The sequence below is a fragment of the Nocardioides pymetrozini genome (assembly GCF_046058985.1).
In the GTDB taxonomy this organism is placed as follows: domain Bacteria; phylum Actinomycetota; class Actinomycetes; order Propionibacteriales; family Nocardioidaceae; genus Nocardioides.
This window is the reverse complement of record NZ_CP175556.1, coordinates 3,974,854-4,000,799: the sequence shown is the minus strand read 5'-3', so window position 1 is coordinate 4,000,799 and position 25,946 is coordinate 3,974,854. Positions and strand designations below refer to the sequence as shown.

Below are 25,946 nucleotides of genomic sequence, written 5' to 3'. Positions count from 1 at the left end.
GCCATTCTGTGAATACAGCGCTGGTCAAACTACACAGACCTCACCCCCTCACGGGGGCCGTCTTACGTGTGACGTACATCTAGGGGATGCACGTTGCACTCAGCGGTACAGAGGTGGTTCAGCCCGCCGCGATGCCGTACATGCGGTCGCCCGCGTCGCCGAGCCCGGGCACGATGTAGCCCTTCTCGTTGAGGCGCTCGTCCATGGCGGCGGTGACGATCGTGACCGGGATCCGGAGGTCGCCGAGCTCCTCCTCGAGCCGCGCGCAGCCCTCCGGAGCGGCGAGGAGACAGACGGCCGTGATGTGGTCGGCGCCCCGGTCGACGAGGAAGCGGATCGCCGCGGCCAGGGTGCCGCCGGTCGCGAGCATCGGGTCGACGACATAGCACTGGCGCCCCGACAGGTCCTCGGGGAGCCGCTCGGCGTACGTCGTCGCCTCGAGGGTCTCCTCGTTGCGGACCATGCCGAGGAAGCCGACCTCGGCGGTGGGGAGCAGCCGGACCATGCCGTCGAGCATGCCGAGGCCCGCTCGCAGGATGGGGACGACGAGCGGGCGCGGCGTCGCGAGCCGGGTGCCGGTCGTCGGGGCGACCGGCGTCTCGATGTCGGCCGGCTCGACCCGGACGTCCCGGGTGGCCTCGTAGGCCAGCAGGGTCACCAGCTCGTCGGCCAGCGACCGGAAGGTCGGCGAGTCGGTCTCCTTGTTGCGGAGCACGGTCAGCTTGTGGGCGACGAGGGGGTGATCCACGACCAGGAGACGCATGACGCTGACACTAGTGGGTGCGCCGCGAATTCCTCTGGCCCTGTGCCCCATCCCGTGTCACGCTTGATGACATGACCGCCAGCGGCACGGCCATGGAATCCGTCGACTTCGCCCTCGCCGCCTACCGCGAGGAGGGCGTGTGGCAGGTCGCCGAGCTGACGCACGACCACGCCACCGACGTCGAGACCCTCGCTGCGGCGCTGCGGCGGTTCCCGGGTGACGGGGGTGCCGTCGGGCTGGTGGCGGTCGAGGAGGACTTCTTCGTCGTCGTCCGGGTCGCCGGCCCCCGGACCCGGGTGATGCTCTCCGACATCACTGCCGCGACCGAGTGGGAGCTCGCCGCCACCGTGGTCGAGCACCTCGGCCTGCCGCCGGTCGACGACGAGGACGACCCCGAGCCGGCCGGTGACCTCGAGCTGCTCAGCGACCTGGGCGTCGACGCCATGGACCTCGCCGCGATCCTCGACGACGACGAGCTCTATCCCGACGAGATGCTCTCCGAGATCGCGCGCGGACTCGGCTTCGGCGACCTCTTCGACGACGCCGTCGGCCTCACCTCGGCGTGAGGGCCCGCTGGGAGGGGCCGATGCGGGCGGCGCTCGCGGAGGCCGAGGCGGCGCTGGGCACCGGCGACGTCCCCATCGGCGCCGTCGTCGTCGACGCCGACGGGATCGTGCTCGGCGCCGGCCGCAACGTCCGCGAGCGCGACGCCGACCCGACCGGGCACGCCGAGGTGGTCGCGCTGCGCGCCGCGGCGGCTGCACGGGGGGAGTGGCGGCTCTCCGGCTGCACGCTGGTGGTGACCCTCGAGCCGTGCACGATGTGCGCCGGCGCAGCGGTCCTCTCCCGCGTCGACCGCGTCGTCTTCGGCGCCTACGACGACAAGGCCGGGGCCGTGGGCTCGCTGTGGGACGTCGTCCGGGACCGCCGCCTCAACCACCGCCCCGAGGTGGTCGCCGGCGTCCTGGCGGCCGACGCTGCCGCGCTCCTCGACGGCTTCTTCACCCAGCAGCGCTCCGGTTGAGTCGTCAGTTCTGACCCGTCGAGTCGTCGGTTGTGACCGGCCGAGTCGTCAGTTCCGTCCCGGCCGAGAGCTCCTCGTCGCTCAGCAGCCGGGAGCGGATGAGGAAGCGGACGCCGTACGGCGCCTCCAGGGAGAAGCCCGCGCCCCGGCCGGGCACCACGTCGATGGTGAGGTGGGTGTGGGACCAGTAGGCGAACTGCGCCTTGGACATCCACACGGGCACCGCCCGGTCGAGACCGATGTCGAGGTCGCCGAGGTGGACGTCGGCGTCGCCGAGGAGGAAGTCGCCGTCGGGATAGCACATCGGCGCCGACCCGTCGCAGCACCCGCCGGACTGGTGGAACATGACCGGGCCGTGGGCCTCGGTGAGGCGGCGGAGCAGCTCCGCCGCCTCACCGGTCACGGCGACCCGGTCGAGGGTCGCGTCCGTCATCGGCTCAGAAGAAGCCGAGGGCGTCGGGGCTGTACGACACCAGCAGGTTCTTCGTCTGCTGGTAGTGGTCGAGCATCATCTTGTGGGTCTCGCGACCGATGCCGGACTGCTTGTAGCCGCCGAACGCCGCGTGCGCCGGGTAGGCGTGGTAGCAGTTCGTCCAGACCCGACCGGCCTGGATCTCCTTGCCGGCGCGGAAGGCCTGGGAGCCGTCCCGGGACCACACGCCCGCGCCGAGCCCGTACAGGGTGTCGTTGGCGATCTTGAGAGCGTCGGCCTCCTCGTCGAACCCGGTGAGAGAGACGACGGGCCCGAAGATCTCCTCCTGGAAGATCCGCATCGAGTTGTCGCCCTCGAAGACCGTCGGGGTCACGTAGTAGCCCTCGGCCAGGTCGCCTTCGAGGACGTTGCGCTCGCCGCCGGTGAGCAGCTTCGCACCCTCCTCCTTGCCGATCTCGATGTAGGACAGGATCTTCTCGAGCTGGTCGTTCGACGCCTGGGCGCCGATCATCGTGGTGTCGTCGAGCGGGTTGCCCTGCTTGATCTGCTCCACCCGCGCGACGGCGTCGTGCACGAAGTCGGAGTAGATGCTGCGCTGCACCAGGGCCCGGGACGGGCAGGTGCAGACCTCGCCCTGGTTGAGCGCGAACATCGCGAACCCCTCGAGCGCCTTGTCGTAGAAGGCGTCACGCTGGTCGGCGATCGACTCGAAGAAGATGTTCGGGCTCTTGCCGCCCAGCTCCAGGGTCACCGGGATGATGTTCTGGCTGGCGTACTGCATGATCAGGCGGCCGGTGGTGGTCTCGCCGGTGAAGGCGACCTTCGCGACCCGCGGCGAGGAGGCCAGCGGCTTTCCGGCCTCGACACCGAAGCCGTTGACGACGTTCAGTACGCCGGCCGGCAGCAGGTCGCCGACCAGCTCGACCAGCTTGAGGATCGACCACGGAGTCTGCTCGGCGGGCTTGAGGACCACGGCGTTGCCGGCCGCGAGGGCGGGGGCGAGCTTCCAGACCGCCATCAGGATGGGGAAGTTCCAGGGGATGATCTGGCCGACGACGCCCAGCGGCTCGTGGAAGTGGTAGGCGACGGTGTTCTCGTCGATCTCCCCGATCGTGCCCTCCTGGGCGCGTAGGACGCCGGCGAAGTAGCGGAAGTGGTCGATCGCCAGGGGGATGTCGGCGGCGAGCGTCTCCCGGACGGGCTTGCCGTTCTCCCAGGTCTCCGCCACCGCGATGGCGGTCAGGTTCGCCTCCATCACCTCCGCGATGCGCAGCAGGATGTTGGCCCGCTCCGTCGTGGAGGTCCTGCCCCACGACGGAGCGGCGGCGTGGGCGGCGTCGAGGGCGGCCTCGATGTCCTCCTCGGTGCCGCGGGCGATCTCGGTGAACGCCTTGCCGTTGACCGGCGAGACGTTCTCGAAGTAGGCGCCCTTGATCGGGGCGACCCACTGGCCGCCGATGTAGTGGCCGTAGCGGCTCTCGACGGTGACCAGCGAGTCGGGCTGTCCGGGTGCTGCGTAGACGGTCATGTCTGCTCCAAAGCGGGTGGGTCGTGGATGCCGCGGTGTGACGGCGGTCACGACGCTAGGGAGCGGGACGTTGCAGCCTCGTTGCGCGCGGAGCCGGCTCAGGCGAGCTCGGCGTCGAGCCGGGCGATCTGTCCGTCGACCAGCGCGCGCATCGGCGAGGCCGCCGGTACGACGGCACGCTGGGCGAGCCACATGTCGTAGTCGTCGCGCCCCCAGCCGGAGCGGGTCCAGGCCGACATGAGGTCCGGCTCCCGTGAGCGCAGGAGTGCCTGGCGCAGCGACGCGGCCAGGCCCTCGCGCATCCGGACGACCCCGGGCGCGGCGGAGCGCGGCAGCACCGGGCCGGCGTACCCCCGCATGGCGCTGCGCAGGTCCCCGGCGGCGAGCTGCGCCTCCACGGCGAGCCAGTCCCCGACGACCGGTGCGGCGAGCCGGTAGGGCCGGGAGGCCAGCAGCTCGTCGCCGAGCAGGCCGCGGAGCCGGTTGAGCTCGGCGCGCAGGGTCGAGGAGCCGCCGTCCTCCTCGTAGAGCAGCACGGCCAGCTCGTCACCGGTCAGCCCCGCCGGGGACGAGGCGAGCAGCGCGACGATCTCGCTGTGCCGGCGCGAGAGGCGCAGCCGGTGGAGCCGGCCGCGTCCGTCGTCGACGCACACCAGCGCCTCGTCGTGCCCCAGGAGCTCGAGGACGAGCCGGAGGCCGGTGCCGCGGTCCGGCCGACTCGGCGGCGGAGCATGGCGGGCGAGCTCGGCCTCGGCGAGCCGGGCCGCGGCGCGCACCATCGCCATCGTCTGCGGTACGACGAGCGCGTCGCCGCCGGTCACGTCGAGGACGCCCAGCAGCCGGTTGGTGCCGGGGTCGTGGATGGGCGTGGCGGCGCAGCTCCACGCCCGGACCGCCGAGCGGAAGTGCTCACCGCGGGTGATGACCGCGTCGCGGCCGGTGGCCAGCGCGAGGCCGGGCGCGTTGGTGCCCGCCAACCGCTCGTCCCAGTTGCTGCCCTCCACGAACCCGATCCGCTCCGCCTCGCGCAGCCGCTCGGGAGTGCCGCAGACCCAGAGCAGCGTGCCCTCCGCGTCGGCCAGTGCCATCAGTGCGCCGCAGTCGCGCACCTCCTGACCGAGCACGTCGTCGAGCAACGGGAAGACCCGGGCGAGGGGATGCGCCTCGCGCTGGCCGCGCAGGTCCGGCGCGTCCAGCGCGATCGGGGCCTCCTGCTGGGTGACGTCCACGCCCGCGGCGGCGGAGCGCTCCCAGGACGCGGCGACCTCCGCGCGCATGCCCCGCGCGCGGGCCTCGGGTGTCATCAGGGCAGTGGCCACGGCATCTCTCCCATGTGACGAGCGTCTCTGGTCTCGACGATGACGCACAGAGGTTGCAAGGAGGTTGCATCGCCGACGCCCGGGGGCGGGCGCGGGCGATTTCGAGCCCGCGTCGCGGCTCCGGTAGTGTCTCCCGCGGTGACGTGTCCGAGCGGCCTAAGGAGAACGCCTCGAAAGCGTTTGTGGGCGCGAGTCCACCGAGGGTTCAAATCCCTCCGTCACCGCCACGGATGTCGAGGCATCCGCAGGATCCGGGCCCACGGATGTGGGTCCGGATCCTGTCATTTGGCGCGCCGACCCACGCCGGGCGCGATCAGGCAGATCCGGGCGTGTCCGCCGGGCCCAAGCACACGGCGACCAGCTCACCGGCGATCTCGCCGCTGAACACGGCCCAGCCGCGGTCGAAGGTGACCAGCTCGACCACGCCCGCGGGCGTGCGCACGATCGCGTTGCTCGGGATGACGTCGCGGTCGAAGCCGGTGAACGAGCAGCGGTTGAGCTGCATCATCGCGTCGAGCGGACCCGAGGACATCCCGATCTGCCGTGAGGTCTCGGGCGAGCGCGGCGGTGCGGAGGTGCCGACCGCGCCGAAGCCCACGAGCAGGGTGAGCGCGGCGATCGTGGTCGCCGTACGCACGGCGTGGACGGCCACTCGCGGCCAGGCCGGAGACGCGACGGAGTCCAACACGTCGCCCCCTTTGCCATCCGCTGGTGCGCCCGGAACCGGGCCTTCCCCACTGCCGATCTCAACGACCCGAGGCGGTCCGGGTCACGACCGCGTGACGCGGCAGACAAGTCCGCACGGCAGGATGACCACATGAGCACCCCCGCGACGTGGTTCGACGCACCGGCCGACGCGGCCGCCCGGCTCGAGAGCGCCGGCTATCTCGCGGACGCCGCGACCGCGACCACCACCTACCTGGCCGGGGCGCTGGAGAAGCCGCTGCTCCTCGAGGGTCCCGCGGGAGTCGGCAAGACCGAGCTGGCCAAGGCCGTCTCGCGCGCGACGGGCGCCGAGCTGGTGCGCCTGCAGTGCTACGAGGGGCTCGACGAGGCCCGCGCACTGTACGAGTGGAACTACAAGAAGCAGCTGCTGCGGATCCAGGCGGCCAACGCCGCAGGGGGTGGACAGGACTGGAACGCCACCCACGACGACATCTTCACGGAGGAGTTCCTGCTCACCCGGCCGCTTCTGACCGCCATCCGGCGCGAGCAGCCGACGGTGCTGCTCATCGACGAGGTCGACAAGACCGACATCGAGGTGGAGGGCCTGCTGCTGGAGGTGCTCAGCGACTTCCAGGTCACCATCCCCGAGCTGGGCACGGTCGCGGCGACCCGGCGCCCGTTCGTCGTCCTGACGTCCAACGCGAGCCGGGAGCTGTCCGAGGCGGTCAAGCGCCGCTGCCTGTACCTGCACATCGACTACCCCGACGCGGCGCGGGAGCGGCAGATCCTGCAGCAGCAGGTGCCCGGGCTCGACGACCGGATCGCCGAGCAGCTGGTGACGACCGTGGGCCGGCTGCGCGAGCTGGAGCTCAAGAAGGCGCCGTCGATCGCCGAGTCCGTCGACTGGGCCCGGACGCTGATCGCGCTCGAGATCCGCGACCTCGACGCGAAGGCGATCGGGGACACCCTCGGCGCCGTTCTCAAGCACCAGTCCGACCACGAGCGGGCGGTCAAGGAGCTGAAGCTGGCGAGGTCCTGACCGTGGACGCCGACCGGTCCGGGCTCCTCGACCGCCACCTCGCGTTCGTGGAGGCGCTGCGGGGCGCGGGGCTGTCCGTGTCGCTCGCCGAGGACCTCGACTCGTTGGCCGCGCTCGGTGCGGTGCGCTGGGGCGACCGGGCGACGGTCCGCGACGCCTTCGCGGCCACCATGGTCAAGAAGCAGGCGCAGCGGACGACGTTCGACGCACTCTTCGACGTCTACTTCCCGGCGATGGTGGGAGACGGCGCCGCAGGCGCGAGCGAGGACGAGGCAGGCGAGTACGGCGAGGGGCCCGTGCGCGACAACGCCGCCGCGCTCGCCGACTTCCGCGACCGGCTGGCCGAGGCGCTCCAGGCCGACCTGCCGGACGAGTCCGAGCTGCGCCGGATGGCCGCCGAGATGGTCGGCGTCTTCGGGGCGATGCCGGGGCGCGGACCGGGGCTGTCGTCGTGGTCGGCGTACACCGCGCTGCAGCGGGTCGCTCCCCAGGAGCTGGTCGACCGGCTGGTCGCGGGCCTGATGGGGGAGAGCGCCGACGAGGCTGCCGCCGAGGACGCCCGCCGTCGGGCGAACCGCCGGATCGGCTCGTTCACGGCCATGGTCGAGGACGACGCCCGCCGCCGCATCGCCGAGGAGAAGGGTCCCGACCACGTCGCCGAGGTGGCGGTGCGGCCGAGCATCGACAAGCTGGCCTTCATGGCCGCGCGGCGGACGGACCTCGAGGAGATGCGCAAGGAGATCTTCCCCCTCGCGCGCCGGCTCGCCACCCGGCTGGCCAAGGAGCAGCACTCCCGGCACGCGCGGACGGCGCCGCTCGACTTCCGTCGTACGGTCCGCGCCTCGATCGCCACCGGCGGCGTGCCGATCACGACCCACCACCGGCCCAAGCGTCCCCACCGCACCGACCTGGTCGTGCTGTGCGACGTGAGCGGCTCGGTGGCGAACTTCGCGCAGTTCACGCTGCTGTTCGTGTTCGCGCTGCGCGAGGTCTTCCAGAGCATGCGCGCGTTCACCTTCATCGACCACGTGCACGAGGTCACCGGCCACTTCCGCCCGGGCGCCGACCCCGTGGACGTCCTCAGCGAGCTCGCCGCCGCGACCTCGCACGCGGCGCTGTGGGGGCGCACCAACTACGGCCGGGCGTTCACCAAGTTCGAGGAGGCCCACCTCGACGCGCTCACCCCGAAGACCACGCTGCTCATCCTCGGCGACGCGCGCTCGAACTACAGCGACCTCCACGAGGACAGTCTCCGGCGGCTCGCCGGCTCGGTGAAGCGGGCCTTCTGGCTCAACCCCGAGCACGAGCGGAACTGGGGCACCGGCGACAGCGCCGCCCCGGCGTACGGCGAGATCGTGCGGATGATCGAGTGCCGGAACCTGACGCAGCTCAGTGAGTTCGTGCACGACCTCGCGTGGTGAAGCGACTGAAACGCCGCTGAAGCGGTGATTCATGCAGCCGCCCTCAGGCGCTGAACTCGAGCGCCTCGTCCTCCACCGGCTTGCGGAACACCAGCAGGTCCTTGAAGTAGTTCATCTTCAGCCGCCACGGGAAGACGGCGCCCTGCTTCGGCAGCGAGTCGATCGAGCGCAGCACGTAGCCGGCCTCGAAGTCGAGGAAGGGCTCCTCGGCGACAGACGGGTCGCGGCGGGGCACGACCGTCCGCGCCCCGGTGCGGTCCATCCGCTCCAGCAGCTTGACGACGTACTCGCACACGAGGTCGGCCTTGAGCGTCCACGAGGCGTTCGTGTACCCGACGATGAACGCGAAGTTCGGGATCCCGCTGAGCATCAGGCCCTTGTACGCCATGGTCTCGGCGGGCTTGATGTCGTGCCCGTCGACCGCGAGGGTGGCGCCGCCGAACATCTGCAGGTTCAGGCCGGTGGCGGTGATGATGATGTCCGCCTCCAGCTCCTTGCCGGACTTCAGCCGGATGCCCTGCGGCGTGAACCGGTCGATGTGGTCGGTGACGATGTCCACCGTGTGCTGGCGCAGCGCCTTGAACAGGTCGCCGCGCGGCACGACGCAGAGCCGCTGGTCCCACGGCTGGTACGGCGGGGTGAAGTGCTCGTCGTAGGAGACGTCCTTCGGCAGCTGGCGCTCGGACATCTTGCGGATCAGCGCCCGGGCCTCGCGCGGCCGGGCCCGGCAGAACTCGTAGAAGCCGATCGTCATCGCGAGATAGCGACCGCGCACCAGCTTGCCGGCGATCTTGTCCGGCAGGGTCTGCAGCAGCCGGTACGAGATGGGGTCGGTGAGCGGCTGGCTGACGATGTACGTCGGCGTCCGCTGCAGCATCGTGACGTGCCCGGCGCCCGAGTCGGCGAGCGAGGGGATCAGCGTGACAGCGGTCGCGCCGGAGCCGATCACGACGATCCGCTTGCCCTGGTAGTCCAGGTCCTCGGGCCAGTGCTGGGGGTGGATCACCTGGCCGCGGAAGTCCTCGACACCCGCGAAGGCCGGGGTGAAGCCCTCGTCGTAGCGGTAGTAGCCCGAGGTCGACCACAGGAAGCTCGCGGTGAGCTCGAGCCGCTCGCCGGTGTCGGTGCGCTCGACGGTGACCGTCCAGCGGGCGTCCTCGGTCGAGAAGTCCGCGTGCAGCACCTTGTGGTGGTAGCGGATGTGCTGGTCGATGCCGTTCTCGCGCGCCGCCTCCTGCAGATAGGCCCGGATGTCGGCGCCGTCGGCGATCGCCTTCTTGCCCTTCCACGGCTTCCAACCGAAGCCGAGGGTGTACATGTCCGAGTCGGAGCGGATGCCGGGATAGCGGAACAGGTCCCACGTCCCGCCGAGTGCGTCGCGCATCTCGAGCACGGCATACGTCTTGGACGGGAACGCCTTGCTCACGTGGTACGCCGCGTCGATGCCGGACAGTCCGGCGCCGACGATGAGCACGTCGAGGTGCGTGGAGGAGTCGCTCATTCAGGCTTCCTTGAGGTTGAGGAGCTGCTCGACCGGGAGGTCGGGCACCTCGATCTTGCGGGAGGCTGCGAGACCCTCGATCTGCAGCCAGGTCACGTCGGCGAGCAGCCGGGTGAACTCAGGGGCGGGCGGTCGGAGCTCCTCGCGCGAGCTCCAGCTCCGCACGGCGGCCATCACACCGCCGACGAGGAGGAAGACGTAGGGGGTCAGGGCGTCGCGGTCGTCGTCGTCCACCTCGGCGTCGAGCAGCGCGAGGAAGCCGCCGATGACCAGCTCGATCTGCTCGGCGATCTGGCCGATCGCGTCGTCGAGCGGCTTGGAGGAGGCGCCGGCGATGTCGCGCTCGGCGAAGCGCATGAGGGCGACGTTCTCCGCGCCCCAGCCGACGTAGGCGTCGATGACCCGGTGGACGATCTCTCGGGGCGTGCCCTCGAGCGTCACCGCCGCGAGGAGCAGCTCACCGGCGCGGCTGCAGATCTCCTGCTGGATCGCGACGTCGAGGTCCGTGCGGTCCTCGAAGTAGCGGTACAGGACGGTGCGGTGCACCGAGGCCTCGTCGGCGATCTGCTGCACGCTCAGCTCGGCGCCGGGCGCGAGGTCGCGGGCGAGCACGGTGAGGGCGGCGTCGATCACGGCCTGGCGCCGGTCGGCGTTGTGCTGCTGCCAGCGCCGCTTGCGGCCGTCCGGTTGGTCCTTGCGCGCCGTCCCCATGGCGACACCTCCTCGCATCACGACGCCGTCACGACGTGAGCGACACGGTACGCCGAAGCAGGCCGCGCCGCCGGGCCGTGGCGGGCGGGGTGGCGACGGTGCGCTGCTCGGCGAGGTCGGTGATCTTGGCGCGGGAGCGGCCCGCCCGGGTGCCACGCTCGCGCTCTGCGGCGTCGAGGCGCTGCCAGGCCGCGAGGTCGGCGGCGTGGGGGTGGCGCGCGGCGACGAGGCGCGCGACGGCCTCCGCCGAGCCGACTGGTGCGGGCAGGCCGGCGTCGAGGTCGTCGAGGATCGTGTCGACCGTCTCCTGGGCGTCGGTCTTGTTGGTGCCGATGAAGCCGACGGGGCCGCGCTTGATCCACCCGACGACGTACAGCCCGGGCTCGACCCGACCACGGTCGTTCGGGACCGTGGCGGACCACTCGTCGAAGGGCAGCCCCTCGACCGGGGTGCCGCGATGGCCCACGGAGCGCACGACCAGCCCGGTCTCGATGACGTGGGTCTCGCCCGTGGCCTCGGCGCGCACCCGGGTCACGTCGCCGGGTGCCGCCGGGTCGGGGACGAGCCGGTTGCGGGTGACCCGGACGCCGGTGACTCGGCCGTCGGCGCCCAGCACCTCGACCGGCGAGGCGGTGAAGGTGAGGACGATCCGCCGCCTCGTCGAGGCGGGGTCGACGGGGCGCTCAGCGATCTCGCGCAGCAGCGCGCTGCGCTGGTCGTCGCCCGCCAGGAGCTCCGGGTTCGCGTCGACGAGGACGTCGACGTCGTCGAGCGCGGCCAGGCCGATCAGCTCGGGGACCGTGAACGCCGCCTGGGCGGGGCCGCGGCGGCCGAGCACGACGACCTCACGGAGGCTGCTCGCGCGCAGCGCATCGAGCGGGCCCGGCGCCAGGTCGGTGCGCTCGAGGACCTCCACGGGACGGGCGAGGATCCGGGCCACGTCGAGCGCCACGTTGCCGTTCCCGACGACGACGGCACGACCCGAGGGGTTGGACACCGCCCCCAGCGGCACGTCGAGGCCCTGTTGCTCCGGGTGGCCGTTGTACCAGCCGACGAGGGCGGTTGCGGGCACCGAGCCGGCGAGATCCTCCCCGGGGATGCGGAGGCTCCGGTCGGCGGACGCGCCGACGGCGTACACGACCGCGTCGTAGTGGGCGCGGAGGTCCGCGAGCGTCACGCCGCCCGCCGCACCGACCTCCACGTCCAGGAAGTAGCGGAAGCGCGGCTGGCGCTCGATCGCCTCGAACAGCCGGGTCACCAGCTTGGTCGACGCATGGTCGGGAGCGACGCCGTGGCGGACCAGGCCGTACGGCGTGCGGAGCCGGTCGTAGACGTCGACCCCGTCGACCTCGGGGTGCTTGAGCAGCTCGTCGGCCGTGTAGAGACCGGCCGGGCCGGCTCCGACGACCGCGACCCGGAACGGGCCCGGACGGGTGAGCCGCCGCTGCTGCGGGACCAGCGCCACCGGGGTGCGGTCGGCGTGGGGGAAGGCGTCGTAGTAGGACGCGTTGAGCTCGACGAAGGGCAGCTGCTTGGTCGTCAGCGCGGCGTCCGGCACCATCGCGCCCACGGGGCAGGCGGTGGCGCAGGCACCGCAGCCGACGCAGGAGCTGGCGTCGACGTACACCATCTCGGTGGTGCCGAAGCCGGGCTCGCCCGGAGCGGGATGGATGCAGTTGACCGGGCAGGCGACGACGCACGAGGCGTCGGCGCAGCAGGACTGCGTGACGACGTAGGCCATGGGCGCGGTGGGCCGGGGCCCGGTCAGACCGCTGCCGACTTGGGCTCGCTGCGGAAGCGCGACGGCTGGCCGTCGATCCCCAGCGCGCGCCACACGAGGCGGGAGGCGCGGTTCATCAGGCCGAGCTCCTCGGCGAGCATCCGCACGTCGCCGAAGGTGTCGCGCAGCAGCTTCTGCGACTTCGGGGACCTCCAGTAGACCTCGCGCATCACGGACTTCGGGATGCCGAGGTCCTTCTGCATCTGCCTGGTCGGCTTCATGATCACGTCGCACAGCACGCGCATGATGACGGGATAGGCCAGCGAGAGGCCGAAGCGCTGGAGGCGTCCGTAGTCCTTGGAGCGCTCGACCAGGTAGGTGTGCGCGAAGCCGATGTGGCGTGCCTCCTCGGCGACGTGGATCTGCATCACGCGCTCCACGATCGGGTGCAGCTGGTGGCCCGAGCGGAGGACCGACTTCTGCAGGTAGTCGATCGGCTCCTCGCCGGCCAGGATGCCGAAGAAGAAGATGTTCGGGAGGGGACCGCCGGCCAGGCAGAGGAAGGGCGCGATCTTGATGAACCAGCCCGGACCGCCCTTCACGTCCACGCCGATCCGGTTCACGCCCTCCTGGAACATCTGGGTGTGGTGGCACTCCTCGGTGACCTCGTGCGTGGAGTAGCGGAACTCGGCGCGGTTGTTCCCCATCGGGATGAGGTGGCTCATGATCCCGCCGATGAGCACCTGCTCGAACTGCAGGCCGACCTTCATGATGTTCGCGAGCCGGTACTGGCCGATCTCGATCTGCCGCTCGAGGGGCAGCGACCGGTACCACTCCGTGCCGCCGAGCGAGTCGATCTCCGGGAGCACCCAGCGCGGGTCGTTCGGGACGACCTCGAACTCCGGGCTGTCCCACGCGATGTCGAGGAAGGCGTCGAAGTGCTGGTGGACCGAGGCCTCGGAGAGCACCCGCAGGGTCTCCTGGTAGCTCAGGCCCTCCAGGTCGCTCGGAAGGGGAGTGTCGATCGGGGCGTCGGCGGTCGCGGTCATGGTTCCTCGGTCCGTTCTCTTCGTCGAAAGCGGGAGCATGCACGTTGTTAGCGCAACAACATGTTGCATACATTGACCGGGGTTTTGTCAAGGAGATCGGCCGGAAAGGGTCTGATCGGCCCAGGCCCGGCCGCTCCGATGTGACGGGGATCGCTCACCCCCGGCGGACCTCGTCCCGGCTGGGGTGAGGCGCAGGGCGGTGGCCCTGGGTCAGTGGTCGGCGCTCGGGCGCAGGTAGCCCTGCTCGCGCCAGGCCGCCAGCGCGGCCACCAGGTCCGGGTGGTCGCAGCGGTCCGCCGCCCGTCCGCCCGCGACGAGCGGGGGCAGGTCGGCCTCCGCGGCCGCGTCGTACACGACCGTGAGGCGGTTGGGCGCACTCGCGTTGATCAGCGAGCCGAGCAGGGCGACAGGGTCGTTGCGATCCTCCAGGGAGAGCACGCGGACCTCGGGAGGCGGCACGCCGAGCTGGGTCGTCGGGGCGGCCGCCGTGACGACCTGGTCGACGACGAAGCCCGGCAGGTCGTCGTGGCTGGCGACCTCCAACGCGACGGCGCCCCCGCTGCCCCGTCCCACCAGGAGGACCCGGGCGGGGCCGTCCCCGGCGCCGCGCTCGGTGCCCCTCTCGGAGTCGGCCGCCGCGGCGAGGGCGCGCACGACCGCGGTCGCCTCGCTCGAGGGGTCGCCGGAGACGAGCCGCAGCCGCCCGCCGGCGGGCGTCGGGACGGCCCCGCCGGGAAGGAGGGCGACCAGCCGTCCCGGCGCCGCGCGCAGGATCCGGACCGGGCCGCCGTCGTCGCACCGGTCGAGCTCGGCCATCAGGTCGCCGAGGCCGGTGGGCGCCCGGTCCGGGTCGTCGACCGTGGAGGCCGGATCGGTGCCGACGCGGACGCCGCTGGGGTCGGTCTCGGCGAGGCCGACCGCGACGTCGCGCAGCGCGGCGGCCCACCCGTCGGCCAGCGGCGCGACGCCGAGGGCGCGCAGGCCGCCGCTCCGGGCGGAGGGCTCGGTGTCGCCGGCCAGCGCGCCGCGGGCGAGCAGGCCCCGCATCTGCAGGCTGTCGACCAGCCCGCCGCCGGTGGTGACGTGCTCCATGAGCTCGGGGTTCGCCTCGGCGAGCTCGCCGAGGTACGCAGCGACGCCGTCACGGTCGAGCGCGTCGGTCTCGATCAGCCCGGCGGCGACGATCGCGCCCCCGAGGCTGACCTCCGGGGCGAGGTAGCCGATCGCCCGGCCCGCGATGGACCCCAGCGTCTGGTACGCCGCCGCCTGCAGCTCGTCGATCCATCGGTAGGTCATCACCGTTGCGCGCAGCACCAGCGCGTCGGCGTCCAGCTCGACGGAGCGGCCGAGCAGGCTCCCCTCGCCGGTGGTCGCCGCCAGGATCTCCTCCTCCGCATCGGCCCACGTCGCGGGCGAGAGCTCGGCGGAGTCGGTCACCTCGGGATCGGCCAGGACGTCGTGGCCGAGCTCGGACCACGCGCGCATCTGTGCGCCAGCGTCCTCGAACAGGTCGGCCAGACGCAGCATCTGCTCGTACCTGTCGGCGAGGTCGGCCGCCTCGACCGACCTCGGGCCCGGCCCGCTCCCGGAGCCCGTCGAAGGCCTCATCGCGCGGTCTCGCCGAGCAGGGGCGCGAGGACGGCCCCGAGCTCGCTCGGGGCGACGGCGCGGATCTCCAGGCGCAGGACCCCGTCGACCTGGTGAGGGCGCAGCGCCCGCCACCCGTCGGCCAGGAGGGTCCAGGACACGACGCCGGCAGTGTCCACCTCGGTCGCCGACACGTCGGCGACGAGGGCCCGCAGCCTGCCCCGGGCCTCCGTCGCGAGGGCAGCCAGCAGGCCCGCCACGGCGCGCTCCTCCAGGGGCCCGGCCGCGTCGCGCACGGCACCGCGGTGGCGAGCCGCCAGCACCGGGAGCAGGTCGCCGCGGCCCGAGCCGCTCGCCTCGGCCGCGGCGTCGGCGAGCTCGAAGGGCAGGTCGACGTACGCCGGCACGGAGGACGCGCCCGCCGGGATCGCCTCGGACACCGCGGCCACCCGGGCGAGCTCACCGGCCCAGGCGTCCGTGCCGAACCACGCGAGCTCGTAGACGACGCCGTCCACGGTGGACAGCGACGCGACCGCGCCGCCGCCCTGGCGCTGCCAGACCTTCGCCTGCACGCCGCCCATCGCGACATCGACGTCGAGTGCGAAGCGCGGCGCGGCGAGCAGGCCGATGGCGCCCGCGAGACCGGCCTCGAGGGCGCCCGTGGTGACGAGGCCGCGCCGCGCCAGGGAGTCGGCGGGGTCGGGCAGCGCCGCGGCCGCGGCACGGAACGCCCGGTCGTCCACCGCGGCGGGGCTCCGGCCGAGGCGCGCCTGCATCGCGTCCCCGGCGGCGGGCGGTGCGACCTCGAACGGCAGGGGGGCGCCACCGGCGAGACGGGCGGCATGCTGCAGCTCGGCGAGGGTCAGCCCGATCCGGCGAGGAGCCGCGGCGAGGGCGCCTCCGTCGGGTGGTGGCGCCGGGGCGGCGGCCGGCGCGGCCGGAGCGAGCCCCCCGGTCCGGCTGGTCCGGCTGGTCCGGCCGGACCGGCTGGTCCCGGTGAACGAGGTCAGGTCGACGGTGGGCACGGGCGGGTCACCGCTCCAGGCCGGGCACCTCCACCGTGAGCCAGTCGCGGTGGCCCTCCGGCGGCGGGGTGAAGGCGGCGAGCGCCTCGTCGAGCGGGTCCGGCGCGACCGCGGGGCCGGCGCCGGGCTCGTCGGGGGTGGGGAGGACGGCGATCCGGGCCCGGGCGTCGGCCACCAGCGTCGTGACCCGCGCCCGCGTCGCGGCGATCTCGTCGCGGATCTCGTCGACGCGGGCGGCATGGGTGCGCAGCGCGTCCGCCGCGCCGACGTGACGCTCGGCGGCGACCCGGAGATGGTGGGCGCGCTCGGTCACCCGCTCGCGCAGGGCGTCGGCCGCCCGACCGGTCCAGCCGAGACCCTCGACGCGCGCGACCAGCTCGTCGGCGAGAGCGCGCACGTCGGCACCCTGGTCCCTGAGCTGGCGGGCACGACGCCGGATGGTCTCGCTGTCGCCGTACATGGGACGCGCCCTTCCCGCTCCGGCCTCCGTCAAACCTGGCCGCCCCCGCGCAGGCTGCCGTCGAGCCGGTCGAGTGCGGTGACGATGTCCTCGGCGCTGCCGGCGAAGCTGAACCGCAGGAACCTGCCGCCGTCGACGGTGTCGAAGTCGATCCCCGTCGCCACCGCGACACCGGTGCGCGCGAGCAGCTCGCGGCAGAAGGCCATCGAGTCGTCGGTCAGGTGACCGACGTCGGCGTAGGCGTAGAACGCGCCTTCCGCCGGTGCGAGACGGGTGATCCCCAGGCGCTGCAGGCCGTCGAGCAGGAGCGAGCGGTTGTGGGCGTAGCGCCCGACGTGGCCGTCCAGCTCCGCGTACGCCGCGTCCTCGAAGGCCCCGAGGGCCGCGTGCTGCGCGAGGACCGGCGGGCAGATCGAGAAGTTGCCCGTCAGTACGTCGACCGGCCGGCGCAGACGCTCCGGCGCCAGCATCCAGCCCAGCCGCCATCCGGTCATGGAGAAGTACTTCGAGAACGAGCCGAACACGACCGCCTCCCGGGAGGTCTCCCAGGCGCAGCCGGGCCGGGAGCCGGCGTACTGGATGCCGTGGTAGATCTCGTCCGAGACCAGCTGGACGCGGTTGTCCTCGCACCAGCGCGCGATCGCGGCCAGCTCCTCCGGAAGCAGCATGGTGCCCGTCGGGTTCGCCGGGCTCGCGACGACCACGCCGTTGAGCGGAGCGCGTGCGTGGGCCTCGGCCAGCTGCTCGACCGTCGGCTGGAAGCGCGTGTCCGGGCCGGTCGCGATCTCGACGACCTCGCATCCCAGGGCTGCCAGCACGTTGCGGTAGCAGGGATAGCCCGGCCGGGCGATCGCCACCCGCGCGCCGGCGTCGAAGGCGGCCAGGAAGGCCAGCAGGAAGCCGCCGCTCGACCCCGTGGTCACCACCACGTCCTCGGCCTCGACGCTGACGCCGTAGGTGCGCCGGTAGTGGCCCGCGATCGCGGTCCGCAGCTCGACGATGCCGGTCGCGGTGGTGTAGCCGAGCGGGTCGCCGCTCTCGAGCAGCCGGACCGCCGCCGCGGTCACCGTCGCCGGCGCGCCCGTGCTCGGCTGGCCCGCGACGAGGTTGACCAGGTCGCCGTGGGTGCGCTGGCGCTCGGCCGCCGCCGCCAGGAGGTCCATGACGTGGAAGGGCGGCACGTTCGCCCGGGTGGCGGCGGTGAGGCGGTCGGTCACGATCCGACCCTACGGGTGCGCTTGGACGACAGAACTCACGCTGGGACGAAGAAGCTTCATCGTCCCAGCGACAGTTTCACCGGCTGGCCGGTGAAACTGTCGCGGCGTGCCGTCCCGCCCGCCGCCCGAAGAACGACCCCTCGCCCAGCTGGGTGCCCGAGCAGTAGCCCGCGCCGTCCTGGGCGATGTTCGCGGCGCACGCCCCGGCGGCGTACAGGCCCGGGACCACGGAGCCGTCGGCGCGGCGGACCTCGCCGTCGACGGTCGTGGCCATGCCGCCGATGGTGAAGCCGGCGTAGAGCGCCACGCCGAGGGAGAGGTCGAGGACCGCCCAGGGAGCGGCGGTCTGCGGCGCGACCCAGTCGGGGTGCTTGTGCAGCTCGGGGTCCTCGCCGCGGGCGGCGTTCTCGTTGTAGCGGGTCACCGTCTCCACGAGCGCCCCGGCGGGCATCCCGAGCCCCGCCTCCATCTCCTCGAGCGTCTCGAAGCCGTCCTTGAGGGGCACCAGCGGCATGTGGTCCTCGCCGAGGTGCTCGCTGTCGACGATGAGGTAGGCGACGGCGTCGGGCTGCTGCAGCACGTGGTACGACGTCCGCGCGTGGTAGCTGTCCTCGGCGACGAAGCGCCGCCCCTCCTTGTTGACGATGATCCCCTTGCACCGCGAGGACGGCGGGTAGAAGGGCGCCGTGATGAAGGGCTCCTCCATGTTCTCCAGCGCCGCCCCGACGGACTCGCCGAGGCGGATCCCCAGCCCGTCGTCGTACGTCGAGCCGAGGGTGAACAGCTTCGAGCCCAGCGCCGGGGTGTAGCGGGCGACCATGTCGGCGTTCATCACGAAGCCGCCGGCCGCGATCACGACGCCGTCGGCGGCCACCACGCCGGTGCGGTCGAAGGACTTCCAGGCCAGGCCGACCACCCGGCCGGTGGTGGCGGCGTGGGCGGGGTCGCCGTCGACGACGAGGTTCGTGGCACCGGTCTCGTAGCGCACCTCCACGCCGGCTTTCTCCACCTCCGTGCGGAGGAGGTCCATGACGATCTTGGTGCCCTCGGTGTCGCCCGGGACCGGCACCTTGTGGCCGCGCGGCGCCGGCGGGACCTGCTCGCGGAAGGGCCAGACCTTCTCGTTGCCCGTGAACATGAGCCCCTCGGTGCCGGGCTGGATCACGGCCTTGCCGGGGAAGTACGAGCGCTCGAACGCGAAGCCGAGGTCCTCGAGCCACTCGAAGTGGGCCACGGACCCCTCGCAGTAGGCGCGGATCTTCTCCTCGTCGGGGTTCTTGGTGCTGGCCATCAGGTACCCGACCATCGCCTCGACGGAGTCGTCGTGCCCCGTCGCGCGCTGCACCGCCGTACCGCCGCCCAGGTAGAAGTGGCCCCCCGACATCGACGACGTGCCGCCGTGGACCGCGGCCTTCTCCAGCAGGAGCACGCGGGCTCCGGCGCGGGCGGCCTCGAGCGCCGCGCAGCCGCCGGCGATGCCGAACCCGACGACGACGACGTCGAAGTGCTCGGTGCCGTCCGCCAGCACGCTGGCGGGGAGGGCCTCGGGGACGGCCAGACCGGCGGGGACGTCGTTCGTCGGGGAGGGCACGGGTGAAATCTAGAACATGTTCTACCGATAGACTAGGCCCCCGCCACCCGACGAGAGCCGAGTGACCTCTGTGACCTTCGACGTCCACCAGCTCGACACGTTCCTGCTGATCGGCGCCGGGGTCACCTTCCTCGCCGTACTGGCCGTGCGGATGTCCTCCGGGGTCGGCCTTCCCAGCCTCCTCGTCTACCTCCTCATGGGCGTCGCCCTCGGCGAGGCCGGGCTCGGCATCGCCTTCGAGGACGCCCAGCTGGCGCACGCGATCGGCTTCGGCGCGCTCGCCATCATCCTCGCCGAGGGCGGCCTGACGACGACCTGGCACGACGTCCGGCCGGCGATGCGGATGGGCGTGTCCCTGGCGACGGTCGGGGTGGTCGTCTCGATCGCGATCGTCGCCGTCGGCGCGCACTTCCTGCTCGGGCTGTCCTGGGAGCTGTCGATCCTCCTCGGCGCCGTCTGCTCGCCGACCGACGCCGCTGCGGTGTTCTCGGTGCTGCGCGTCGTCCCGCTGCCGAAGCGGATCACCGGCACCCTGGAGGCCGAGTCCGGGCTCAACGACGCACCGACCGTCGTCCTCGTCACCCTCGTCTCCTCCGGCGCCGTGGGCGAGCACGGCCTGCTCGGCACGACCGGCATCGTCCTCTACGAGCTCGTCGCCGGCGTCGGCTTCGGTCTCGCGGCGGGGTTCGGCGGGGCGTGGGTGATGCGCCGCGTCGCGCTGCCCTCGTCGGGTCTCTACCCGATCGCGGTGCTCTGCCTGACGCTGATCGGCTACGGCACCGCCGCCGCCGTCCACGCCAGCGGCTTCGCCGCGGTCTACGTCGCCGCGCTCGTGCTCGGCAACGCCGACCTGCCGCACCGCGCGACCACGCGCTCGTTCGTCGAGGGCCTGGCCTGGCTGGCCCAGATCGGGCTCTTCGTCATGCTCGGCCTGCTCCTCTCGCCGGGCCGGCTGTCGTGGGAGACCGTCGCCATGGCCGTCGTGGCAGGGACGGTCCTCACCTTCGTCGCACGCCCGCTCTCGGTGCTCGCGAGTGCCGTCGTCCGGCCGATGAGACTGCCCGAGCTCGCGTTCCTGTCGTGGGCGGGCCTGCGCGGAGCGGTCCCCATCGTGCTGGCGACGATCCCACTCGCCGAGGGTGTCGAGGGCGCGAGCCGGCTGTTCGACATCGTGTTCGTGCTGGTCGTCCTCGACACCGTGATCACCGCGCCGTCTCTGCCGCTGACCGCCCGGCTGCTGCGCGTCGCGCGGCGCTCCGAGCCGCGCGGCATCCAGGTCGAGGCCGCGCCCCTGGACCGGGTCGCCGCCGACCTGCTGCAGGTCACCATCAGCCCGGTCTCGCGACTGCACGGCGTGGAGGTCGGCGAGCTGCGCCTGCCCGTGGGCGCCAACGTCTCGATGATCGTGCGGGACGGCGAGACGATGGTGCCGGAGCGGCGTACCGTCCTGCGCCACGGCGACGACCTGATCGTCGTCACCCCGCGCCGGCTGCGCGAGGCCACCGAGCAGCGGCTGCGGCAGGTCAGCCTGCGGGGACGGCTCGCCCACTGGCTCGAAGACTGAGCCGCGCGCCGAGCCGCGGGACGCCGGTCAGGCCGCGTCGTCCGGCTGGCTGCTCAGCGGCGGGGTGCACACGGTGGCGTCCTTGCGCGCGGTCACCGTCGGGTGCCCCTCGACGACGCCCCGGAACCGCTTGCCGACCACGATGGTGACGCCCGGGTAGCCCGAGGGCTGGTCGACGATCTCGACGTCGTCGCCGAGGTACGACGCCAGGAGCACGGCAGCCGGGTCGTCGGGGTCGTCCGACCACACCTGCGCGGCCACCGGGCCGCCGGTGTCGGGCGCGTTCCCGGTCTCGCCCGCCGCGAACCCGAAGCTGGCCAGCCGGTCCATCGTCTTGCCGGCGAGCCCGTTCGCGCCGCCGCCGTTGAGGACGGTCACCATCACCTGAGGCGGCGCGACGTCGTCCCCCTTCGGGATCAGCGTGTCCGTGCAGGGCGCCGGCTCCACCTTCTCCGGGAAGGGCTCGGTGACGCGGGACCAGCCCCAGGCCGCGCTGGCGACGAACACCACCGCCAGCACTCCGAGCGTGACCGCCGAGCGGCTGCCCGCCTTGACGTCGAGGCCTTCCACCGGGCTCAGCCCTCCATCCGGATCACGCGCGCGTGCAGGACGTGCCGCTGCTGCAGCGCAGCCCGCAGCGCGCGGTGCAGCCCGTCCTCGAGGTAGTAGTCGCCGCGCCACAGCACGACGTGGGCGAACAGGTCGCCGAAGAACGTGGAGTCCTCGTCGAGCAGGGAGGTCAGCTGGAGGGTGTCCTTGGTCGTGACGAGCTGGTCGAGCCGGACCTGGCGCGGGGGCACGGCAGCCCACCCCTTGGAGGTGAGGCCGTGGTCGGGGTAGGGACGCCCGACCCCCACACGCTTGAAGATCACGGCTTCGGAGTCTACGGGGGGCTCCGGTGGGTGCATCCATCGCGGCGGTGGGGTGGGCGCGGGGATGTGCGGGGGATGTGCGGGGGCGGCGGATTCACCACGGGATGTAGCCGAGTCCTCGCTTCCCGGGTGGAACTCCGCTACAGATGCTCGGATTCGTCTACATCCCGTGGTGAATCCGCCCCCGCACAGGCTGAACCCGACCCCGCCCGCCGCCTAGAGTTCGAGCATGACCCAGGAGCAGACGCCCACTCCCGACGCAGCGGCCGAGACGCCGGCCCCCGCAGCCCCCGCGGCCCCCGCGGCGACCGCCGCGACCGCGCCCCCGCCCAGCGCCCTCGAGGAGGCCATCGCCCCCGGGTACGCCTTCGAGGGTCCGGCGCTGGAGCTCGGCGGGCTGATGGCGGGGCCCGACCAGCTGACCGGCAGCACCATCCGGATCCCGCTCGCGATGCTCAGCCGGCACGGGCTCGTCGCGGGTGCGACCGGCACGGGCAAGACCAAGACCCTCCAGCTGCTGGCCGAGCAGCTCAGCGCGGCCGGCGTACCGGTGTTCGCGGCCGACATCAAGGGCGACCTGTCCGGCATCGCGACCGCGGGGGAGTCCAGCGACAAGCTCCTGGCGCGGACCAGGTCCGTCGGACAGGAGTGGACCGCGACCGCCTTCCCGGTCGAGTACTACGCACTGGGCGGAGAGGGCACCGGCGTGCCGATCCGGGTCACGGTGTCGTCCTTCGGCCCGATCCTGCTGAGCCGCGTCCTCGGGCTCAACGACACCCAGGAGTCGAGTCTCGGCCTGGTCTTCCACTACGCCGACAAGCAGGGACTGCCGCTCCTCGACCTGCAGGACCTGAGGGCCGTCGTCCAGCATCTGACCAGCGACGAGGGCAAGGCGGACCTCAAGGAGCTCGGCGGGCTGTCCTCCGCGACGGCCGGGGTCATCCTGCGCGAGCTGATCACCTTCGCCGACCAGGGCGCGGAGGCCTTCTTCGGCGAGCCCGAGTTCGACTCCGCCGACCTGCTCCAGCAGGCACCCGACGGCCGCGGCCTGGTCAGCCTCGTCGAGCTGCCGAACCTGCAGGACCGCCCGGCCATCTTCTCGACCTTCCTGATGTGGCTGCTGGCCGACCTGTTCCACGACCTGCCCGAGGTCGGCGACGTCGACCGGCCCAAGCTCGTGTTCTTCTTCGACGAGGCGCACCTGCTGTTCAAGGACGCCTCGAAGCCCTTCCTCGAGCAGATCGCGCAGACGGTCCGGCTGATCCGGTCCAAGGGCGTGGGCGTCTTCTTCGTGACGCAGAGCCCGACCGACGTCCCCGACGACGTGCTCGCCCAGCTCGGCTCGCGCATCCAGCACCAGCTCCGTGCGCACACGCCCAACGACGCCAAGGCGCTCAAGGCGACCGTCGACACCTACCCCACCAGTGCGTACGACGACCTCGGCGAGGTCATCACGACCCTCGGCATCGGCGAGGCGATCGTCACCGTGATGGGGGAGAGGGGCGCCCCGACGCCGGTCGCGTGGACCCGCCTGCGGGCGCCGGAGTCGCTGATGGCGCCGTCCAGCCCGGAGTCGATGGCGGCCACGGTCGAGGCCAGCCCGCGGCGGGCGAAGTACGCCGAGGTGGTCGACCGCGAGTCGGCCCGCGAGATCCTCGCCAAGAAGCTCGAGGACGGCGCGAAGGCCGAGGCCGAGGAGAAGGCCGCCCAGGCCGACGGGAAGGCCGACGGGAGGGCCGACGGGAGGGCCGCCTCGAAGGAGCGGCCCGCGGCGAAGCCGCGGAAGGAGGAGGGCAGCGCCGCCGGCGAGATCGTCAAGGACGTGGTGCGGTCCTCGGCGTTCCGGCAGTTCATGCGCACCGCGGCCGCCGAGATCGCTCGGGGGATGTTCGGCACCGCGCGCCGGCGACGCTAGGTCCTGCGGCTCCTCAGGCGGTCCAGCGGATGGCGTCGTCGACGAAGTCGGCGAGCGGGTGCACGCCGCGCAGGTCGCTGCGGACGTCCATCAGGCGCGAGAGGCCGTGGGCGTGGCGGTCGCGGAGCGCGGCGCGCCGGGCGAGCGAGCGGTCCACGGGGTCGAGGTCGTCGACGGGCTCGAGGTGACGCCCTGCGGTCTGGGTCTCAGGAGAGGTCGTCTGCTTCATGCGTCCAGCCTGCGGGGCACAGGTTTCGGAGATCGGGCGCGACGGTTACGAGTCGGTGACCCGGGCTGTGATGCCGGCGACATCCCCCGAGATCTCGGGGTCTCCGGCCCGCCCGGGCTCAGGCGCCGTCGAAGCCGTTGAGCACGAGGAAGAACGCAGCCATGCCGACCAGCGCGGCCAGCAGGCCGATCCCCGCGCCGGTCAGCATCGCGCGCCGCGCGGCGGGATCGCGACCGAGGAGGGCGCGACCGAGGCCGGCGCCGACCGCGGTGGTCAGCAGGACCTGGACCGGCAGGACCAGGTCCTCGCCGGTCTCGCTGCCGTCGAGAAGGGACGCGGCGACGGGCAGCGCGAGGACGCCGACGACCAGCAGGGCGATGGAGAGCAGCAGGATCCGCACCGCGTCAGGATGACAGCACGTCGTACGCCTCGACCATCGCCGGGCCGTACCAGGTGAGCAGCCGTCCCGAGACCAGCCGGGTCGGCACCCGGCGGAAGGCCTCCGGGCCGTCCTCGGGGGTGAACGCATAGGGCTCGTCCGGCAGCAGCACGAGGTCGAGGGCCGGCGTGTCCAGCTCGGCGAGGTCCACGGTGGGATAGCGGTCCGGACCGTGGTCGTAGGCGTTGGCCCAGCCCAGCCGTCGCAGCAGGTCACCGGTGTAGGTGCGGGGCCCCACGACCATCCACGGGTCCCGCCACACCGGTACGGCGACCCGCCCGCGCGCCGCCGGCTCCGGCCGCTCCCAGCGGGCCCGGGCCTCCCGCAGCCAGGGCGGCGCGGCGAGGCCCAGCGCCTCGTCGTAGAGGCGGGTCAGGGAGCCGAGCGCCTGCGGCACCGTCTCGATCGCGGTCACCCAGACGGGGACGCCGGCCTCGCGGAGCCGTCGGACGTCGAGCTCGCGGTTCTCCTCCTGGTTGGCGACCACGAGATCCGGCTGCAGGCTCCGGAGGGCGCCGAGGTCGGGGTTCTTGGTGCCGCGGACCCGGGTGACCGCGAGGCCCGCCGGGTGGGTGCACCAGTCGGTCGCACCGACGAGGCGCTCCGGCACGTCGGTCGCCAGCGCCTCGGTGATCGAGGGGACCAGGGACACGATCCGGCGCACCGGGCCGGCCAGAGCGACCTCGCCGCCGAGGTCGTCCACGGTGCTGCTGCTCACGGCGCCACGGTAGCCCGCCGCGATGGCTCCCCCTGACCAGGCGTCGACTTGGTGATGGTCCCTTCGGGCCAGCCTGGTCGGGCCGTCGCCCCTAGCCAGTAACACGTTCCATGCGCCAGTATCGTCCCGACCTCGCGGTCCGGCCGACATGGGAGCCGGCTGGCGCCGACCGGACCGCATGCGGGGGGAGAGAAAGGTCGACCATGCTCCGATTCCGACTTCTGTGCGCCCTGGGGGCGGCGACGGCCGCGGTCGCGGCCCTCGCGCCGGTGACCGCGGGACCGACGGCTGCCGCGCCGACGACGGCCGCGGCGGCTTTCTCGAAGACCGCCTGCGGGGGCGAGCGCCCCGCCAAGCCGGGCGGCGGACGCTACACCTGCTCCTTCGAGGACGAGTTCAACGGCTCGGCGCTCGACCGCTCGAAGTGGGTCGTCCAGGACACCGCGGTGACGGGCATCAGCGCGCTCGGCTCCGGCTGCTACGTCGACGACCCCGACAACATCCGGGTCGGCTCGGGCCAGCTCTTCCTCACCGCGCGCAAGGAGGACGCGGTCTTCACCTGCACGAGCCCCTACGGCTCGTACAACACCGACCGCACGGCGGCGACCATCGGCAGCTACGGGCTGTTCACGCAGACCTACGGCCGCTTCGAGTTCCGCGCGAAGCTCCCCAACACCACCATCCAGGGCATCCACTCCGCCCTGTGGCTCTACCCGCAGAAGCACACCTACGGCGGCTGGCCGCACTCGGGCGAGATCGACGTCGCGGAGTGGTTCAGCGGCGCGCCGAAGAACGTCTACCCCTCGGTCCACTACGCGGGCGAGAACACGGCGCTGAGCACCGGCTACAACTGCCCCGTGGCAGGCTCCGGCACCCAGTTCCACCGGTACGCCGTCGAGTGGACGCCCACGTCGATGCGCTTCCTGTACGACAACCGTGTCTGCTTCACGCACTCGTGGACGCCGGCGTCGCCGCTCGTGGCCCCGCAGCCGTTCGACCAGCCGTTCTACGTCGTGCTCACCCAGGTCTTCGGCGGCCGCTGGAACGCGATCACGCCGGAGACGCCCACCTCGGCCACGATGGCCGTGGACTGGGTCCGCGTCTGGAAGTGAGCCCCGTGCGGCTCGGCTGAGCCCCGCCTGCCGCCGCCCGGGC

Annotated in this window: 26 protein-coding genes and 1 tRNA gene; 8 read left to right on the top strand and 19 right to left on the bottom strand. The window is 72.7% G+C overall.

The genetic code is table 11. The features are described from left to right. Positions 1 to 118: 118 nt before the first annotated feature. The gene (upp, locus tag ACJ5H2_RS19585) at positions 119 to 763 is read right to left on the bottom strand and encodes a uracil phosphoribosyltransferase (protein WP_408897112.1); all 645 of its coding nucleotides are present in this window, start codon (positions 761 to 763) and stop codon (positions 119 to 121) included. A gap of 71 nt (positions 764 to 834) precedes the next feature. Between upp and ACJ5H2_RS19580 the strand changes: the two genes are divergently transcribed. Together ACJ5H2_RS19580 and ACJ5H2_RS19575 are read left to right on the top strand one after the other, a co-directional pair. Further along, positions 835 to 1,329 carry a tRNA adenosine deaminase-associated protein gene (locus ACJ5H2_RS19580; RefSeq protein WP_408897111.1) on the top strand — a complete coding sequence of 165 codons (495 nt, stop codon included), beginning with the start codon at positions 835 to 837 and terminating at the stop codon, positions 1,327 to 1,329. Between the two features lie 20 nt (positions 1,330 to 1,349). Beyond that, positions 1,350 to 1,787 carry a nucleoside deaminase gene (locus tag ACJ5H2_RS19575; protein ID WP_408897110.1) on the top strand — a complete coding sequence of 146 codons (438 nt, stop codon included), beginning with the start codon at positions 1,350 to 1,352 and terminating at the stop codon, positions 1,785 to 1,787. A 4-nt stretch (positions 1,788 to 1,791) separates the two neighbouring features. Here ACJ5H2_RS19575 and ACJ5H2_RS19570 read toward each other — a convergent pair whose 3' ends face one another. The 3 genes from ACJ5H2_RS19570 to ACJ5H2_RS19560 all read right to left on the bottom strand — a co-directional run bounded on the left by ACJ5H2_RS19570 (position 1,792) and on the right by ACJ5H2_RS19560 (position 5,067). After that, the gene (locus ACJ5H2_RS19570) at positions 1,792 to 2,220 is read right to left on the bottom strand and encodes a DUF779 domain-containing protein (RefSeq protein ID WP_408897109.1); all 429 of its coding nucleotides are present in this window, start codon (positions 2,218 to 2,220) and stop codon (positions 1,792 to 1,794) included. Positions 2,221 to 2,224: 4 nt separating this feature from the next. Next, positions 2,225 to 3,748 carry an aldehyde dehydrogenase family protein gene (locus ACJ5H2_RS19565; RefSeq protein WP_408897108.1) on the bottom strand — a complete coding sequence of 508 codons (1,524 nt, stop codon included), beginning with the start codon at positions 3,746 to 3,748 and terminating at the stop codon, positions 2,225 to 2,227. Positions 3,749 to 3,846: 98 nt separating this feature from the next. Further along, positions 3,847 to 5,067: a GAF domain-containing protein gene (locus ACJ5H2_RS19560; protein WP_408897107.1), complete on the bottom strand. Its 1,221-nt coding sequence runs from the start codon at positions 5,065 to 5,067 to the stop codon at positions 3,847 to 3,849. A 137-nt stretch (positions 5,068 to 5,204) separates the two neighbouring features. Between ACJ5H2_RS19560 and ACJ5H2_RS19555 the strand changes: the two genes are divergently transcribed. Beyond that, positions 5,205 to 5,294 (top strand) — tRNA-Ser (locus ACJ5H2_RS19555). Between the two features lie 86 nt (positions 5,295 to 5,380). On the opposite strand, the gene ACJ5H2_RS19550 is transcribed toward ACJ5H2_RS19555, so the two are convergent. Beyond that, on the bottom strand, positions 5,381 to 5,755 hold the full coding sequence (locus ACJ5H2_RS19550) for a hypothetical protein (RefSeq protein ID WP_408897106.1): 375 nt from the start codon (positions 5,753 to 5,755) through the stop codon (positions 5,381 to 5,383). A gap of 129 nt (positions 5,756 to 5,884) precedes the next feature. Here ACJ5H2_RS19550 and ACJ5H2_RS19545 point away from each other — a divergent pair, with 129 nt between their 5' ends. Together ACJ5H2_RS19545 and ACJ5H2_RS19540 are read left to right on the top strand one after the other, a co-directional pair. Next, positions 5,885 to 6,772: an AAA family ATPase gene (locus tag ACJ5H2_RS19545; RefSeq protein ID WP_408897105.1), complete on the top strand. Its 888-nt coding sequence runs from the start codon at positions 5,885 to 5,887 to the stop codon at positions 6,770 to 6,772. 2 nt (positions 6,773 to 6,774) lie between these two features. Then, positions 6,775 to 8,193, top strand: a complete 1,419-nt coding sequence (locus ACJ5H2_RS19540; protein WP_408897104.1) for a VWA domain-containing protein — start codon at positions 6,775 to 6,777, stop codon at positions 8,191 to 8,193. Between the two features lie 43 nt (positions 8,194 to 8,236). On the opposite strand, the gene ACJ5H2_RS19535 is transcribed toward ACJ5H2_RS19540, so the two are convergent. The 9 genes from ACJ5H2_RS19535 to ACJ5H2_RS19495 all read right to left on the bottom strand — a co-directional run bounded on the left by ACJ5H2_RS19535 (position 8,237) and on the right by ACJ5H2_RS19495 (position 19,054). Next, the gene (locus tag ACJ5H2_RS19535) at positions 8,237 to 9,694 is read right to left on the bottom strand and encodes a flavin-containing monooxygenase (protein ID WP_408897103.1); all 1,458 of its coding nucleotides are present in this window, start codon (positions 9,692 to 9,694) and stop codon (positions 8,237 to 8,239) included. After that, positions 9,695 to 10,405, bottom strand: a complete 711-nt coding sequence (locus ACJ5H2_RS19530; protein ID WP_408897102.1) for a TetR/AcrR family transcriptional regulator — start codon at positions 10,403 to 10,405, stop codon at positions 9,695 to 9,697. Between the two features lie 28 nt (positions 10,406 to 10,433). Beyond that, positions 10,434 to 12,146 (bottom strand): FAD-dependent oxidoreductase, encoded by a 1,713-nt coding sequence (locus ACJ5H2_RS19525; protein WP_408897101.1) that lies wholly within the window; start codon positions 12,144 to 12,146, stop codon positions 10,434 to 10,436. Between the two features lie 23 nt (positions 12,147 to 12,169). Beyond that, on the bottom strand, positions 12,170 to 13,174 hold the full coding sequence (locus ACJ5H2_RS19520; protein WP_408897100.1) for an AurF N-oxygenase family protein: 1,005 nt from the start codon (positions 13,172 to 13,174) through the stop codon (positions 12,170 to 12,172). A 210-nt stretch (positions 13,175 to 13,384) separates the two neighbouring features. Next, positions 13,385 to 14,782, bottom strand: a complete 1,398-nt coding sequence (locus tag ACJ5H2_RS19515; protein ID WP_408897099.1) for a hypothetical protein — start codon at positions 14,780 to 14,782, stop codon at positions 13,385 to 13,387. Further along, entirely contained in the window at positions 14,779 to 15,786 is a 1,008-nt protein-coding gene (locus ACJ5H2_RS19510) for a hypothetical protein (protein WP_408897098.1), read from the bottom strand. The genes ACJ5H2_RS19515 and ACJ5H2_RS19510 overlap by 4 nt, the downstream gene beginning before the upstream one ends. Before the next feature lie 7 nt (positions 15,787 to 15,793). Then, positions 15,794 to 16,246: a WXG100 family type VII secretion target gene (locus ACJ5H2_RS19505; protein ID WP_408897097.1), complete on the bottom strand. Its 453-nt coding sequence runs from the start codon at positions 16,244 to 16,246 to the stop codon at positions 15,794 to 15,796. A 29-nt stretch (positions 16,247 to 16,275) separates the two neighbouring features. After that, the gene (locus ACJ5H2_RS19500) at positions 16,276 to 17,463 is read right to left on the bottom strand and encodes a pyridoxal phosphate-dependent aminotransferase (protein ID WP_408897096.1); all 1,188 of its coding nucleotides are present in this window, start codon (positions 17,461 to 17,463) and stop codon (positions 16,276 to 16,278) included. Positions 17,464 to 17,539: 76 nt separating this feature from the next. Further along, positions 17,540 to 19,054: an FAD-binding protein gene (locus ACJ5H2_RS19495; protein WP_408897095.1), complete on the bottom strand. Its 1,515-nt coding sequence runs from the start codon at positions 19,052 to 19,054 to the stop codon at positions 17,540 to 17,542. A gap of 61 nt (positions 19,055 to 19,115) precedes the next feature. Here ACJ5H2_RS19495 and ACJ5H2_RS19490 point away from each other — a divergent pair, with 61 nt between their 5' ends. Next, the gene (locus tag ACJ5H2_RS19490) at positions 19,116 to 20,618 is read left to right on the top strand and encodes a potassium/proton antiporter (protein ID WP_408897094.1); all 1,503 of its coding nucleotides are present in this window, start codon (positions 19,116 to 19,118) and stop codon (positions 20,616 to 20,618) included. A gap of 27 nt (positions 20,619 to 20,645) precedes the next feature. Here the strand turns inward: ACJ5H2_RS19490 and ACJ5H2_RS19485 are convergent, their stop codons facing one another. Both ACJ5H2_RS19485 and ACJ5H2_RS19480 read right to left on the bottom strand, forming a co-directional pair. Then, a complete protein-coding gene (locus ACJ5H2_RS19485; RefSeq protein ID WP_408897093.1) occupies positions 20,646 to 21,188 on the bottom strand; it encodes a LytR C-terminal domain-containing protein in 543 nt (180 codons plus the stop codon). Positions 21,189 to 21,193: 5 nt separating this feature from the next. Beyond that, positions 21,194 to 21,490, bottom strand: a complete 297-nt coding sequence (locus tag ACJ5H2_RS19480; protein WP_408897092.1) for a type II toxin-antitoxin system VapB family antitoxin — start codon at positions 21,488 to 21,490, stop codon at positions 21,194 to 21,196. A gap of 229 nt (positions 21,491 to 21,719) precedes the next feature. Between ACJ5H2_RS19480 and ACJ5H2_RS19475 the strand changes: the two genes are divergently transcribed. Next, positions 21,720 to 23,405 (top strand): helicase HerA-like domain-containing protein, encoded by a 1,686-nt coding sequence (locus ACJ5H2_RS19475; protein ID WP_408897091.1) that lies wholly within the window; start codon positions 21,720 to 21,722, stop codon positions 23,403 to 23,405. A gap of 13 nt (positions 23,406 to 23,418) precedes the next feature. Here ACJ5H2_RS19475 and ACJ5H2_RS19470 read toward each other — a convergent pair whose 3' ends face one another. From ACJ5H2_RS19470 to ACJ5H2_RS19460, 3 genes are all read right to left on the bottom strand, one after another. Further along, positions 23,419 to 23,634, bottom strand: coding sequence for a hypothetical protein (locus ACJ5H2_RS19470; RefSeq protein WP_408897090.1), 216 nt, complete (start codon positions 23,632 to 23,634; stop codon positions 23,419 to 23,421). A gap of 118 nt (positions 23,635 to 23,752) precedes the next feature. Further along, on the bottom strand, positions 23,753 to 24,034 hold the full coding sequence (locus tag ACJ5H2_RS19465) for a hypothetical protein (RefSeq protein ID WP_408897089.1): 282 nt from the start codon (positions 24,032 to 24,034) through the stop codon (positions 23,753 to 23,755). Positions 24,035 to 24,038: 4 nt separating this feature from the next. Then, positions 24,039 to 24,791: a helical backbone metal receptor gene (locus ACJ5H2_RS19460; protein ID WP_408897088.1), complete on the bottom strand. Its 753-nt coding sequence runs from the start codon at positions 24,789 to 24,791 to the stop codon at positions 24,039 to 24,041. 203 nt (positions 24,792 to 24,994) lie between these two features. On the opposite strand from ACJ5H2_RS19460, the gene ACJ5H2_RS19455 reads away from it, so the two are divergent. Then, entirely contained in the window at positions 24,995 to 25,903 is a 909-nt protein-coding gene (locus ACJ5H2_RS19455; RefSeq protein ID WP_408897087.1) for a family 16 glycosylhydrolase, read from the top strand. Positions 25,904 to 25,946 lie beyond the last annotated feature (43 nt).